At 62.0% G+C, this 13,607-nt stretch carries 10 protein-coding genes; 8 read left to right on the top strand and 2 right to left on the bottom strand.

Annotated features, from left to right (window positions below; all coding sequences use genetic code 11):
* Positions 1–3: 3 nt before the first annotated feature.
* The 3 genes from K5Y35_RS03770 (at position 4) to K5Y35_RS03760 (ending at position 2,887) form a co-directional block, all read left to right on the top strand.
* Positions 4–864 (top strand): MurR/RpiR family transcriptional regulator, encoded by an 861-nt coding sequence (locus tag K5Y35_RS03770; RefSeq protein WP_123464445.1) that lies wholly within the window; start codon positions 4–6, stop codon positions 862–864.
* Between the two features lies 1 nt (position 865).
* Positions 866–2,323 carry an N-acyl-D-amino-acid deacylase family protein gene (locus tag K5Y35_RS03765; protein WP_222833699.1) on the top strand — a complete coding sequence of 486 codons (1,458 nt, stop codon included), beginning with the start codon at positions 866–868 and terminating at the stop codon, positions 2,321–2,323.
* A gap of 195 nt (positions 2,324–2,518) precedes the next feature.
* Positions 2,519–2,887, top strand: a complete 369-nt coding sequence (locus K5Y35_RS03760) for a glyoxalase superfamily protein (protein WP_123464449.1) — start codon at positions 2,519–2,521, stop codon at positions 2,885–2,887.
* A 255-nt stretch (positions 2,888–3,142) separates the two neighbouring features.
* Here K5Y35_RS03760 and K5Y35_RS03755 read toward each other — a convergent pair whose 3' ends face one another.
* Positions 3,143–3,508, bottom strand: a complete 366-nt coding sequence (locus K5Y35_RS03755; RefSeq protein WP_222833698.1) for a DUF6124 family protein — start codon at positions 3,506–3,508, stop codon at positions 3,143–3,145.
* A 516-nt stretch (positions 3,509–4,024) separates the two neighbouring features.
* A complete protein-coding gene (locus tag K5Y35_RS03750; protein ID WP_222833697.1) occupies positions 4,025–5,041 on the bottom strand; it encodes an AraC family transcriptional regulator in 1,017 nt (338 codons plus the stop codon).
* 211 nt (positions 5,042–5,252) lie between these two features.
* Between K5Y35_RS03750 and K5Y35_RS03745 the strand changes: the two genes are divergently transcribed.
* From K5Y35_RS03745 to K5Y35_RS03725, 5 genes are all read left to right on the top strand, one after another.
* Positions 5,253–6,848 carry an FAD-binding oxidoreductase gene (locus K5Y35_RS03745; RefSeq protein WP_222833696.1) on the top strand — a complete coding sequence of 532 codons (1,596 nt, stop codon included), beginning with the start codon at positions 5,253–5,255 and terminating at the stop codon, positions 6,846–6,848.
* A gap of 5 nt (positions 6,849–6,853) precedes the next feature.
* A complete protein-coding gene (locus K5Y35_RS03740) occupies positions 6,854–8,446 on the top strand; it encodes a glycerol-3-phosphate dehydrogenase/oxidase (protein WP_123464459.1) in 1,593 nt (530 codons plus the stop codon).
* 20 nt (positions 8,447–8,466) lie between these two features.
* A complete protein-coding gene (locus tag K5Y35_RS03735) occupies positions 8,467–10,035 on the top strand; it encodes an FGGY-family carbohydrate kinase (protein WP_222833695.1) in 1,569 nt (522 codons plus the stop codon).
* A gap of 162 nt (positions 10,036–10,197) precedes the next feature.
* Entirely contained in the window at positions 10,198–11,487 is a 1,290-nt protein-coding gene (locus K5Y35_RS03730) for a phospholipase (protein WP_222833694.1), read from the top strand.
* A gap of 47 nt (positions 11,488–11,534) precedes the next feature.
* Complete coding sequence (locus K5Y35_RS03725; protein WP_123464465.1) at positions 11,535–13,493, top strand: DUF1302 domain-containing protein; 1,959 nt, start codon at positions 11,535–11,537, stop codon at positions 13,491–13,493.
* Positions 13,494–13,607 lie beyond the last annotated feature (114 nt).

The raw sequence follows: 13,607 nt of genomic DNA, 5'->3' as shown, positions 1-13,607 counted from the left end.
GCCATGGACATCCTTTATCAGATCCGCGCCCGTCAGGATTCCTTCAGCGCCGGCGAGGGCCGCATCGCCCGGCTGATGCTCGACGACGTTGGTTTTGCTGCGAGCGCCAGTCTCGAAGACCTCGCGCGCCGTGCCGAAGTCAGCACCGCCACGCTGTCGCGTTTCGCCCGCACCGTGGGCTGTCGCGACCTGCGTGATCTGCGCCTGCAACTGGCTCAGGCCAGCGGCGTTGGCAGCCGTTTTCTCGATCCGGCGGGCACCCCCGAGCAGTCGGCGTTCTACGGGCAGATTGTCGGCGATATCGAAACCACCCTGCGCCAGCATCTGGCCGGGTTTGACGAATCGCGCTTCGCCGATGCGGTGAAAATGCTCGGCCAGGCACGGATGATTCATGCGTTCGGCATGGGCGGTTGCTCGACCCTGTGCAGCGACGAATTGCAGGTGCGGCTGGTGCGCCTCGGCTACCCGATTGCGGTGTGTCACGACGCGGTGATGATGCGCGTCACTGCCGCCAGCCTGAATGCCGAACAAGTGGTGATCGTCTGCTCGCTGACCGGTATCACTCCAGAGCTGCTGGAAACGGTCGAACTGGCGCGCAACTACGGCGCGCGCATCCTCGCCATCACCCGCGCCGGCTCGCCGCTGGCGCAATTGGCCGACATCGTCCTGCCGCTGCAAGGCGCAGAAACCTCGTTCATCTACAAACCGACGGCGGCGCGCTACGGCATGCTGCTGGCCATCGACGTACTCGCCACCGAGCTGGCACTGGCCAATCCTGAAGACAATCAAGAACGTCTGCGGCGGATCAAACTGGCCCTCGACGAATACCGTGGCGGCGACGATCACCTGCCGCTGGGAGACTGACATGCTGTACGACACGCTGATTCGCAACGCCCTGGTCATTGATGGCAGCAACACGCCCGGCTACCACGCCGATGTGGCGATTTGTGCTGGTCGCATCGAGCGCATTGGTGACTTGCAAGACGCCAGTGCTGCCGAAGAAATCGACGCCGCCGGCCGCGTGCTGGCGCCGGGTTTTATCGACGTCCACACCCATGACGACACCGTGGTCATCCGCCAACCCGAGATGCTGCCCAAACTCAGCCAAGGCGTGACCACCGTGATCGTCGGCAACTGCGGGATCAGCGCCTCGCCCGTGACGCTGAAAGGCAATCCGCCGGACCCGATGAACCTGCTCGGCACCGCGGCAGCCTTCGTTTATCCACGCTTCAGCGATTACCGTGCGGCGGTCGAAGCGGCGAACACCACGCTGAATGTGGCGGCACTGGTCGGCCACACGGCACTGCGCAGCAATCACCTCGACGACTTGTTCCGCACCGCCACGCCAGGCGAAATCGCTGCGATGCGCGAGCAATTGCGTGAAAGCCTTGAAGCCGGTGCGCTCGGCTTATCCACAGGTCTGGCCTACGCCAGTGCGTTCAACGCCTCTACCGATGAAGTGAAGCAACTGACCGAAGAACTGACGGCATTCGGCGCGGTGTACACCACGCACCTGCGCAGTGAATTCGAACCGGTGCTGGAGGCGATGGATGAAGCGTTCAGTATCGGCCGTCATTCGCGCTCGCCGGTGATCATTTCCCACCTCAAGTGCGCCGGAGTCGGTAACTGGGGACGCAGTCCGCAGTTGCTGGCGGCGTTGGAGGAAGCGGCGAAAACCCAGCACGTCGGTTGCGACTGCTACCCGTATGCGGCAAGTTCTTCGACGCTGGATCTGAAGCAAGTCACCGACGCGCATCGCATCACCATCACTTGGTCGACACCGCATCCGCAAGTGAGCGGCCGCGACCTGATCGACATCGCCGCCGAATGGAGCGTGCCACTGCTCGACGCGGCAAAACGCCTACAACCGGCGGGCGCGGTGTACTACGGAATGGACGAGGCCGATGTGCGAAGAATCCTTGCCCATCCGTTGTCGATGGTCGGCTCTGACGGACTGCCGGAAGACCCGTTCCCGCATCCACGCCTGTGGGGCGCTTTCCCACGGGTGCTCGGGTATTTCAGTCGCGATGTCGGGCTGTTTCCGCTGCACACCGCCGTGCACAAGATGACCGGTCTGTCAGCGGCGCGCTTTGGCTTGAAGGAAAGGGGCGAGATTCGCGAAGGACACTGGGCGGATCTGGTGTTGTTCGATCCGGTGACCGTGCGCGATGTGGCGGATTTCAATGACCCGCAACGAGCAGCGCAAGGGATTGACGGGGTGTGGGTCAATGGCGTGCTGAGCTATCGCGACGGGCAGGCGAATGGTCGCCGGGAAGGGCGGTTTCTTGCACGGGACGGGGATTTGCGAGAAGGGTTTCGGTGATTGTGATGCCGGCACAAGATCGCAGCCTGCGGCAGCTCCAGAGGTACGCGCTCCAAGGTGTGAGCTGTCGCAGGCTGCGATCTTTTGAACTGCGTCTCATAGTGGCACTGTGCAATTAAAGAAACGCCAGCCCAAGCCGAATTGCTGACATCCACCCCATCTACACTGTGGGGCCAATCAGTCAGGGAGCACCCCATGAGCTTCGGCAAAACCACCCCGATCCTGCGGATCTTCGATGAAGCCAAGGCTGTCGAGTTTTACGTCGACTTCCTCGGCTTCAAGATCGACTGGCAGCATCGCTTTGAGGCGAATTTTCCGTTGTATCTGCAGGTGTCCCGTGGCGAATGCGTGCTGCACCTGACCGAGCATCACGGCGATGCAACACCGGGTTCGGCGCTGCGCATCGAGACCGATGAGCTGGAGGCGTTCCAGCAGCAATTGGTGGCCAAGGACTACAAGTTCTCACACCCACAGATTCAGGCGATGCCGTGGGGGAGTCAGGACATGACGATTGCTGATCCGTTTGGTAATCGGTTGGTGTTTACCAACGCGATCAGCGTTTGAGCTGAGAAGAGCCCCTCACCCTAACCCTCTCCCGGAGGGAGAGGGGACTGGTTGTGGGATGCTTTCGAGTTACGCCGACCTGAATATGCTTTGCTGAATCCATAATCGACTCGGTCGTTCAGGTCGATGTAAAACGCCAGACACCTCGGTCGGCCCCCTCTCCCTCGGGGAGAGGGCTGGGGTGAGGGCAAAAATCGCAACCCAGACAAAAAAGCCCGCTGCCAAACCACCAAGGTCTGACAGCGGGCTTTTTCGTCACTCGGTCGGCACTAACTTATCCAGCACGCGATTAACCGCCAGCTCCGCCAACATCACCACTTGAGCGATGCCTTGCAGGGTTTTGCGGTGCGTGCCCTCAACCAGCGCTGCGTGGTTATGCAGCATGACGGTGGCCGAGCCGAGGGTTTCACTGGCATCCACCAGCAGCGACTCGGTATCGGCTTCGGGGTCGGTCATGTACAGCCTGTTGGGTTTGTAGGGCGCGGCCATGATCTCGGCGGTTGGCGGGCCGAGGTAGTGGTCGAGGGCGCGCTCGGCGGCTTCGTGGAGTTTCTTTGAGTCGGGGGATTCGTAGGGGGAGGCCGGGTCGGTGACCGGCGGGTTTGGCGTTACTTTGAACATGGGAGCGTACCTTTTAAAGCCGCATCCATTTCGCCGCTAAGCAAAAGGGAGGCAGCTGTGCGCAAGTTAGCGGACCGGTCGCATCCCACCCCGGCGCACCCGAAGGTGCCATGCGCACAGCCACCATTAAGCACAGGCAAATACCTGACTGGATGATACTCGTGCAGCGGGGAGCGAATGTAGCCGAGCCGCTAAGCTCGATCACTGGGAATCAGTGACGCAATCAAGTTACGCAGCATGCTCAGGGCGCACAAGCCGGCGGATTCTGGCGCAGGCGTAGGCAGTGGCGCAAGGATTTGTGGGCTGTTTCGCGTAACTCTGAGTGTCTTTAAACATCTGTGATGCGGGATGTTTATTGCGCTCAAATATCGAAGATTTACCTGTAGGAATTGGGTGCTGCAGCTGGCGCATTCGCGAGCAAGCTCGCTCCCACAATGGATCTGCAGTGAACATCGAATTTGTGAGCAGCCGAGATCAACTGTGGGAGCGAGCTTGCTCGCGAAGAGGCCGGAACAATCACCCACGATGCATCTGCCGAAACTCGCCGGGCGGCATCCCCCGCCGACTCTTGAACGTGCGATGAAACGACCTCGGTTCGGTAAACCCCAGATACTGCGCAATGTCCTGAATCGGCAAGGTGCTGTTCAACAGATAATGCTCAGCCAGCTCCTGGCGCAAATCATCGAGAATCTGCTGATACGACGTCCCCGCCTGATGCAACTGGCGCTGTAATGTGCGCACCGACACCGCCAGTTGTTCGGCCACTTGCTCCTTGCGCGGCAAGCCTTCCTTGAGCAACTGGCGCAGGATGCTTTTCACCTGCTGTTCCAGCGACGCATCCTCAAGCGTCGCCATCAACCCCATCGCATGTTCTTCCAGCGTGCGCAGCAATTGCGCATCGGCCTGGCGCAACGGCAACTGCAAGTACGCTAACGGCACGATCAGCGCCGAATAGGGCTGATCGAACAACACCGGACAATCGAAGAACTGCTCATATTGCGCCAGCGTCACTTCGTCCGGGCGCGCATGCTCCAGCCACACAGCGGCCGGCGACATCTGCGTATCGGCAATCCAGCGAGCATATTGCAGCCACGAGCCGAGCACGTTTTCCACCAGATGCCGACGAATGCGCGGGCGCTGATAGCGGCAGGTCCAGATCAGGTGCACATGGCCGTCCTGCACCTCGGCGCGGCTGACGCCCATGTCGCCCACCAGTTTCTCGAACGGCATGATCCGGCTCATGGCATCGCCCAGCGTCGCGCAGTTCATGGTGATGTAACCGAGCACGCTCCAGGAGTTGGGCAGGACAAAATTCGCTGCGTTAAGCCCGAACAGCGGGTCGCCCGAGTGTTCGCAGAAATAATCGAGCAGTTTTTCATGAGCCTCACCCGGCAAGCGCAGGGTGTTGTCGCTCAGTTGCTGCGCCTGCAACCCGGCCGCCGTCAATGCCGGCTCGATGGCCATGCCCAGTTGTTCGGCATGGCGCAGGTATTTGAGCAGGGGCGGCACTGAGGTGAAGCCGAGCGATTGCATGATCCCGATCCTTTGATCAACGGCGGCATGGGCAGACGAATAGCCTGAAAGGTAAGTGCAAACCGCGACTAAAGTAAATGCCTGACGCTTGCGCGACGTTTGACTCAATTGGCTACATGAACTGGCCGGATACGACCGTGACACCGGGCGGCCGCTGGCTAGTATGGAGGCCTGAAACATCCATGATCCGACGGCAAAGAAGGACACACGCATGCGACGCTGGAACGGCTGGGGAGAGGCAGGCACGGTGGTCGAACTGCCGGCCCAGGGCGCGAGTTTTCTCAACGAACGGCTGGGGGGCGGGCGCGCGCTGCCGGATGCCTCACTGGAGTCGGCACTGGCGCGGGTGCCGGCCTCGCGGCTGGCGCAGCACGCGTTGTACAGCGTCGATGCCCATGATCGCCTGCTGCATGCCCGCGGCCAGAGCCTGCCGGACTGGCTGGCGCTGCGCGAAGGCGCGCTGGGCAACTATCCCGACGCCGTGGCGTTCCCCGAAACCGCCGAGCAGATCCGCCAATTGCTGACGCTCGCCCATGAACAGGACCTGTGCCTGATTCCCTACGGCGGCGGCACCTCGGTGGCCGGGCACATCAATCCGCCGGATTCGACGCGGCCGGTGGTGACGGTGTCGCTGGCGCGGATGAATCGCCTGAGCGACCTCGACGAGGCCAGCCAACTGGCGACGTTCGGCCCCGGCGCCAGCGGCCCGCAGGTGGAAAGTCAGCTACGCGCTCGCGGCTACACGTTGGGGCATTTTCCGCAGTCGTGGGAGTTGTCGACGCTGGGCGGTTGGGTCGCCAGTCGCTCCAGCGGCCAGCAGTCGTTGCGCTACGGGCGCATCGAGCAATTGTTCGCTGGCGGCACCCTGGAAACCTTTGCCGGACCTCTGGACATCCCGACCTTCCCGGCCTCCGCCGCAGGGCCTGATCTGCGCGAAGTGGTGCTCGGCAGCGAGGGCCGTTTCGGGATCATTTCCGAGGTCAAAGTGCGGGTCAGTCCGTTGCCCGCCGATGAGCGCTTTTATGGCGTTTTCCTGCCCAGTTGGAGCAAGGCGCTGCAAGCGATCCGCCAATTGGCCCAGGCGCGGGTGCCGCTGTCGATGCTGCGTCTGTCCAACGCCGTGGAAACCGAAACCCAACTGGCGCTGGCCGGGCATCCACAGCAAATCGCCTGGCTGGAGAAGTATCTGAACCTGCGCGGCGCCGGTGAGGGCAAGTGCCTGCTGACCTTCGGCGTGACCGGCAATCGTCGGCAGAACGCGCTGTCATTGACCCAGGCCCGGCAGCATCTGAAAGCCTTTGGCGGGGTGTTCACCGGCACCCTGCTCGGCAAGAAGTGGGCGCAGAACCGTTTCCGTTTTCCCTACCTGCGCGAGAACCTGTGGAACGCCGGTTACGTGGTCGACACCCTGGAAACGGCCACCGACTGGAGCAACGTCGACCACTTGCTCAACCTGATCGAAAACAGCCTGCGCGATGCCCTGGCAGCGGAGGGCGAGCGGGTGCATGTGTTCACCCACTTGTCCCACGTCTACGGCGAAGGTTCGAGCATCTACACCACCTATGTGTTTCGCCCGGCGGCGGATTACCCGGCGACGCTGGCGCGCTGGCAGGCACTCAAACACGCGGCCAGCCAGACCATTGTCGACAACCACGGCACCATCAGTCACCAGCATGGTGTCGGCAAGGATCATGCACCGTACCTGCTGCGCGAAAAAGGCGCGCTGGCGCTGGACACCTTGCAGGCGCTGAGCAAGCACTTCGATCCGGCCGGGCGCCTCAATCCCGGCACGTTGTTGCCGGAGTGACGACCATGAATCAGGACTGGAACGCCGCGTGGCGCCAGCAGATTCTGCCGACGCTGGCAGCCGAAACCTGGGATCTGATTGTCATCGGCGGCGGCATCAGCGGTGCCGGCATTCTGCGCGAAGCGGCGCGGCGTGGCTGGCGTTGCCTGCTGCTGGAACAACGGGATTTCGCCTGGGGCACGTCCAGCCGATCGTCGAAAATGGTCCACGGTGGTTTGCGTTACATCGCCAAGGGTCAGTGGCGTCTGACCCGCGATTCGGTGCGCGAGCGCCAGCGTCTGCTCGACGAGGCGCCGGGGCTGGTGGAGCCGATGAGTTTCATGATGCCGCACTATCGCGGCGGCTTTCCCGGGCCGCGTGTGCTCGGTGGCTTGCTGTCGGTTTACGACGCGTTGGCCGGACGGCGCAGCCATCGTTTTCATGACGCGCAGCAATTGCGTTTTCTGGCGCCGGGGGTGAAGGAGAGCAAGCTGATTGGCGGCACCTGTTTTGTCGATGCGCTGACCGATGATGCGCGGCTGGTGATGCGCGTATTGAGCGAGGCGCGGGCCGATGGTGCGGTGGTGCTCAACGGTGTGCGCGTCGAACAGTTGCTGCGCGAAGACGGGCGGGTGTACGGAGTTCAGGTCGAAGATTGCGAGGCAGGTGGGCCGCTGCAATTACGCTGCGGCGTGTTGGCGGTGGCTACGGGGGCGTGGGCGGAGCGCTTGCGTTTGCCCGAGTCACCGCGACAACTGCGGCCACTGCGTGGCAGTCATCTGCTGCTGCCGGGCTGGCGTTTGCCGGTGGCGCAGGCGTTCACCTTTCTGCATGAGCGAGACCGTCGGCCAGTCTTTGTTTTCCCTTGGGAGGGCGCGACGGTGGTCGGCACCACCGATCTTGATCATCGCGAGGATCTGGACCAGAGCGCGAGCATCAGCGCCGAAGAACTCGACTATCTGCTGGCGGCCTGCACGCAACAGTTTCCCGCTGCCGAAGTCTCGGCCACCGATGTGCTGTCAACCTGGTCGGGCGTGCGCCCGGTGGTGGGCAGCGCAAGTGCGCATCAAGGCAAGCCGTCGAATGAAACCCGTGAACATGTGCTGTGGCAGGAGCCCGGTTGCGTGACCCTGGCCGGCGGCAAACTGACGACGTTTCGCCCGCAAGCCATTGAAGTGCTCAAGGCTTGCGCAGACATGCTCGGCCGTCATTTTGAAGATGATGCCGCTGCGGTGTTCGCCGCCGTACCAGCCCTGAGCATTCCCGGACTCAGCCCTCAACAGTGGCGACGCCTGGCCGGACGCCACGGCCGTGACCTGCCGAGGCTGGCGCAGCTGATCGCCGAGTCGGGCCCCGAAACGGTCGGCAACACCGACACCTTGTGGGCAGAGCTGGCCTTCGCCTGCGAAGCGGAAATGGTTCTGCACCTCGATGATCTATTGTTGCGCCGCACCCGACTGGGCTTGTTGCTGGCGCGCGGTGGCGAAGCGTATTTCCCTGCCATTCGCCAGCTCTGCCAGCCACGTCTGGGCTGGGACGATGCACACTGGCAGCAAGAGCAGCAGCGTTACCGGGTGTTGTGGCAACGCCATCACGGTTTGCCGGAGGCCACGCCTTGATGCCCCTTGAAGAGAGCGCCATGGATAACCACTCGAACAAGCGTTACCTGTTGGCGATCGACAACGGCACCCAGAGCGTGCGCGCATTGCTCTTCGATCTGCAGGGCAATCTGCTCGGCAAAGGCAAGGTCCAATTGCAGGCGTATTACTCGACGCAACCGGGTTGGGCCGAGCAGGACCCGGAATATTACTGGGCGAAACTCGGCGAGGCCTGCCAGCAGGTGTGGGCGCAAACCGGGATTGATCGTTCGCAGATCGCCGGTGTTTCGCTAACCACTCAACGCGGCACGGTGATCAACGTCGATGCCGCGGGCAAACCGCTGCGCCCGGCGATTCTGTGGCTCGATCAGCGCCAGAGCGAAGTCGAGGGCGGGATCAAGGGCCCGTGGGGCTGGCTGTTCAAACTGGTCGGCGCGCAGGCTACGGTGGATTATTTTCGCGCCCAGGCCGAGGCCAACTGGATCGCCAGGCATCAACCGGAAATCTGGGCGGCGACCGACAAGTTTTTGCTGCTCTCGGGGTTTCTCACCCATCGTCTGTGTGGGCGCTTCGTTGACTCTGTCGGCTGTTGCGTCGGCTACCTGCCGTTCGATTTCAAACGCCTGAAATGGGCCGCGCCCAGCGACTGGAAATGGCAGGCGCTGGCGGTGCGTCCCGAGCAGTTGCCGACCTTGCACAAACCTGGGGAAATCCTCGGCCACATCAGTGCTGAAGCCAGCCGCCACACCGGGATTCCCGAGGGCTTGCCGCTGATTGCCGCCGGTGCCGACAAGGCCTGTGAAGTGGTCGGTTCCGGCGTGGTCGATGTCGATACGGTGTGCCTTTCCTATGGCACCACGGCGACGATCACCAGCACCCGCGCGCGCTACCGGGAAATCGTCCCGTTGATTCCGCCGTACCCCTCGGCGGTGCCGGATCAGTACAACTGCGAGGTGATGATTTATCGCGGTTACTGGATGGTCAGCTGGTTCAAGAATGAGTTCGGCCTGCGCGAGATGCAGCAGGCGCAAGCGCAGGGCATCGAGCCGGAGCAGTTGTTCGATGCACTGGTCAACGCGGTGCCGCCGGGGTCGATGGGGCTGATGCTGCAACCCTACTGGTCACCGGGTATTCGCGAGCCCGGCGTGGAGGCCAAAGGCGCGATGATCGGCTTCGGCGATGTGCACACCCGCGCGCATATTTACCGGGCGATTCTGGAAGGGCTGGCGTACGCGTTGCGCCAGGGCATGGAGAAAATCGAGCAGCGTTCGAAGGTCTCGATCAAGCGCTTGCGGGTAGCCGGTGGCGGCTCGCAGAGCGACGCGGCGATGCAACTGACGGCGAATATTTTCGGCCTGCCGGCGGAACGTCCGCATGTGTACGAAGCGTCCGGGCTGGGCGCGGCGATCTGTTGTGCGGTGGGGTTGGGGTTGTATGCGGACTTTCCGAGTGCGATCGCGGCAATGACGCGGGTTGGCGCGGTATTCACGCCGCAACCCGAGGCGCAGCAGGTCTATGAGCGTTTGTACAAAGAGGTGTACCTGCGCATGTATCGCCAGCTCAAACCGTTGTATCAGAGCATCCGCAAAATCACCGGTTACCCGGCCTGAAGAAACACCGCCAATTCCCTTGCAGGCTCACTCCTGCAGGGAGGCATGGCGATTCTCATGTGGCGCTATCGGAGACTTTTTCTGGTGAGATTGGACAGTGTCAGCGCCGGGGGCGGTTGTTAGGCTCAACCCCCACAGCACTTCCAATAAGAATTAAAAGCAATGAAGCTGACATTTCTCCTGTTGCTGCTTTGTGCAATGGCCCCGACGGCGTGGGGCTGGTCGAACCACACGGTGGGCAGCTATCTGGCGTTGCAGGAATTGCCGGCGCTGCGTGATGCGCCACCGGTGGAGGTCGAGCCGCTGGAGCGCTTTCTCGCCGAGCAATATCCGGCCGTGGTTGCGCTGCTGGAGCAACAGGAAAGCTTCGCCCGGGAACACTTCACCCAGTACCCGCCGCGCCCCGACAATCTGAAGCTGCCCGCCGTGCCGGGTGACAATCTGCGCCACGACTTTCTCACTGCGTTGCGGCTCAATCCGCGCATTCATCTGGCGATGGTCATTCAGCCATTGCCGGGTCAAGACATACCCGAGCGCGAACATCTCAGTGCCGATCAGGTGATGGTCGAGCAGACGCGTTCGCCATGGAATCGTCAGCGTTTCATTCGCGTGGCGGACGGCGAAAAAGTCGCGGCGCTGGCGGTACTGGCGAGCGCCGCCGATGAGCCGGATTACGGTCACGACATCAACCTGTTCAGCGACAACCCCGGCGCGGTTGCCGCGCTGTACGGCTTCGGCCCGCAGCCGTTTGGCGATGCGCGTTTCCAGTACAGCTCGCAGGCGCCGTTCCACATGGGCTTCTTCCATGAAAGCGCGGTGGTGTATGCCGCGGCCGGATTTCTTCAGCGCAGCTGGCCGGACTGGCGCGCCTATCAGTACCTGGGGCTGGCGCGACTGGCGTTCGCCAGTGGCCATCCTTACTGGGGCTATCGGTTCCTTGGTTGGGGCGTGCACCACGTGCAGGACTTGACCCAGCCGTATCACGCCAAGCCATTGCCCGGGGTCGAACTGCCCAGTCTGTTGCTGCTGGAGGGCAAGGCGTTGGCCGGTTTTGCCGATGATAAAAAAGCCTCGATCGAGCGCGTCGCCACCCGCCACATGGAAGTCGAGAAGTACCAGTCGACCTGGCTGCGGCGCCTGCTGCGCGCCGGTCAGCAGCATCCGATGCTCGCTGCCTACGCTGATGTGGCCCAAGACAAACAGTATCCGCCGTACTCCGTGGACTACTTGCGCGAAGTGGTCAGCGCCGAGTCGGTCGAGGACTCGGCAGCGTTCGATGAAGCCATCGGCCAGTGGCTGGAGACGGCCCCGTTGACCAGCGATTTCAGCAGCGGCAATCAGTTGCAGCGCGAGCGTTTCGAGCATCCGGCACTCAATCGGCAGCTGTTCAAACTGCTCGGCCATTTTGGCGCGCACAGCCGGATTTATGTCCGTGCGGGGCTGGCACCCTAGCCATCGCGGCCACGCAAAAAACAATAAGAACAAGGAGGGAGAAACCCATGATCAACACTCGATTGCGCCTGACCGGCGTGGCACTTCCCGGTGTCGGCCTGGCAGGGCTGCTGCAACTCTGTGCGGTGGATGCTGTGCAGGCTGCCGAGTTCAGCGTGCTGGACAATCAAGTCACCGGCTCGATCGACACGACCCTGTCCTATGGTCGTTTGTGGCGGGTGCAAGGGCGCGACAAGAACAACGATGACGTCAACACCAACGACGGCAATCGCAACTTCGATACCGGGCTGGTTTCCGAGGTGTACAAGATCACCTCCGAGCTTGAGGCCAACTATCAGAACTACGGTTTGTTCGTGCGCGGCACGGCGTTCTACGACACCCAGTTGATGGACAAGCGCAACGATTACTACCGCAACAACAACCCGTCGCAACCGAGCCAGAGCTACCCGCAGGACGACCGTTTCACCAGTCAGACCCGCGACATCGCCGGCAGCCGGATCGAGATGCTCGACGCCTATGTCCACGGCAGTTGGGACGTCGCGCAGATGCCGGTGACCGCGCGGGTCGGCCGCCAGGTATTCAACTGGGGCGAGGGAATTTTCTATCGCGGCGGGATCAACACCACCAACCCGGTGGACGCTGCCAAGTACCGCTTGCCCGGCGCCGAAGTGAAGGAAGTGCTGGTACCGGTGGAGGCGCTGAGCTTCAACATCGGTCTGACCGACAGCCTGACCCTGGAGAGTTTCTACCAGACCAACTGGAAGGAAACCCGCATCGACCCGGTCGGCACGTTCTACTCGCAGACCGACCTGTTCGCCGACGGTGGCAACACCGGCTACAACAACTTCAGCGGCACCGCGCTCGACACGCCGGTGCCGGGGTTTGGCAACGTCATCGGGCTTTACAGTGCCTTGGGCAACAACCCGTTGCTGAGCCAGGCCCTGCAAACCACCGGCCTGTACGCCAACGGCGTGACGCCGGCCTACGGCAATACGCTCAAGGTCGCGTCCATCGGCAAGGACTATAACGCGCGCAACGACGGTCAGTTCGGTTTCGCCTTTCGCTACATTGCCGAGCAACTCAATAGCACCGAGTTCGGTTTGTACCTGGTCAATTACCACGCCAAGGAACCGACCATCGCTGCGGATCTTGGCGGTTACAAGGGCATCGACATGAATGCCCTGACCAATCTGCTGGCGGGTGTCGCGGGCAGTCAGGCCGGCGCACTGGCCAACGGTTTGGCCACCGCGGATGTAATGGGCAACATCCAGGCGCATCGGCGCTATGCCGAAGACATCCGCATGTACGGGTTCAGCTTCAACACCACGTTGGGTGAGGCCTCGGTGTTCGGCGAGTTGGCCTATCGGCCCAACCTGCCTATCGGCGTCGCCGCGACCAACGATCTGATTGGCGACTTGGCCAACGGTGCGGCTGCGGCAGTGACCGGCAAAGCGATCAACGTCGGTGGGCAGATGGTCACCCTCGACAGCCAGATCAACAACGCCGAACGCGTGGAAGCGTTCAATACTTCGCTGGGCACTATCTATAACTTCGGCCCGACGGCGTCGTTCGACTCACTGTTCGGCATCTTCGAACTGGCCTCCGAGCACCTGCGCGGCAGCAGCCTGCAATACACCGCTTATGACGGCAGTCGTCGTTACTACGCCGGCACTGGTAACTATTCCTATGTGTCGGGCGGCGATCGTGACGATCAGGTCAATCGCGATTCCTACAGCTACACGGCCATGCTCAACGGCACCTGGAACGACGTGTACGCCGGGGTCAACGTCTCGCCTTACGTCGTCTACAAGGACGATTTCAAAGGCAACAGCTATCAGGCCGGCAACACCATCGACGGGCGCAAGGCCTACACCCTGGGAATCAAGGCCAACTACCAGAACAAGCTCGAAGCCGAGGTGCAATACACCAACTTCTGGGGCGGCGGGCAGAACAACGGGATTCGCGACCGCGACAACGTCGGGTTCAACCTCAAGTACTTCTTGTGAATTCCAACTCATCCCCCTGTGGGAGCGAGCTTGCTCGCGAAGAGGCCAGCAGATTCAACACAGATGTTGCCTGACACACCGTTTCCGCGAGCAAGCTCGCTCCCACAGGTTTTG

The organism is Pseudomonas sp. SC3(2021) (assembly GCF_019856535.1).
Lineage (GTDB): Bacteria > Pseudomonadota > Gammaproteobacteria > Pseudomonadales > Pseudomonadaceae > Aquipseudomonas > Aquipseudomonas monsensis.
Note: the sequence above shows the minus strand (reverse complement) of the source record. Positions and strands in the feature narration are given on the sequence as shown.

Coding starts and splice junctions, on each gene's coding strand:
- K5Y35_RS03750 (WP_222833697.1), bottom strand. CDS start 5,041: ATGCAATCGCTCGGCTTCACCTCAGTGCCGCCCCTGCTCAAATACCTG.
- K5Y35_RS03755 (WP_222833698.1), bottom strand. CDS start 3,508: ATGTTCAAAGTAACGCCAAACCCGCCGGTCACCGACCCGGCCTCCCCC.
- K5Y35_RS03745 (WP_222833696.1), top strand. CDS start 5,253: ATGCGACGCTGGAACGGCTGGGGAGAGGCAGGCACGGTGGTCGAACTG.
- K5Y35_RS03770 (WP_123464445.1), top strand. CDS start 4: ATGGACATCCTTTATCAGATCCGCGCCCGTCAGGATTCCTTCAGCGCC.
- K5Y35_RS03765 (WP_222833699.1), top strand. CDS start 866: ATGCTGTACGACACGCTGATTCGCAACGCCCTGGTCATTGATGGCAGC.
- K5Y35_RS03725 (WP_123464465.1), top strand. CDS start 11,535: ATGATCAACACTCGATTGCGCCTGACCGGCGTGGCACTTCCCGGTGTC.
- K5Y35_RS03735 (WP_222833695.1), top strand. CDS start 8,467: ATGGATAACCACTCGAACAAGCGTTACCTGTTGGCGATCGACAACGGC.
- K5Y35_RS03730 (WP_222833694.1), top strand. CDS start 10,198: ATGAAGCTGACATTTCTCCTGTTGCTGCTTTGTGCAATGGCCCCGACG.
- K5Y35_RS03760 (WP_123464449.1), top strand. CDS start 2,519: ATGAGCTTCGGCAAAACCACCCCGATCCTGCGGATCTTCGATGAAGCC.
- K5Y35_RS03740 (WP_123464459.1), top strand. CDS start 6,854: ATGAATCAGGACTGGAACGCCGCGTGGCGCCAGCAGATTCTGCCGACG.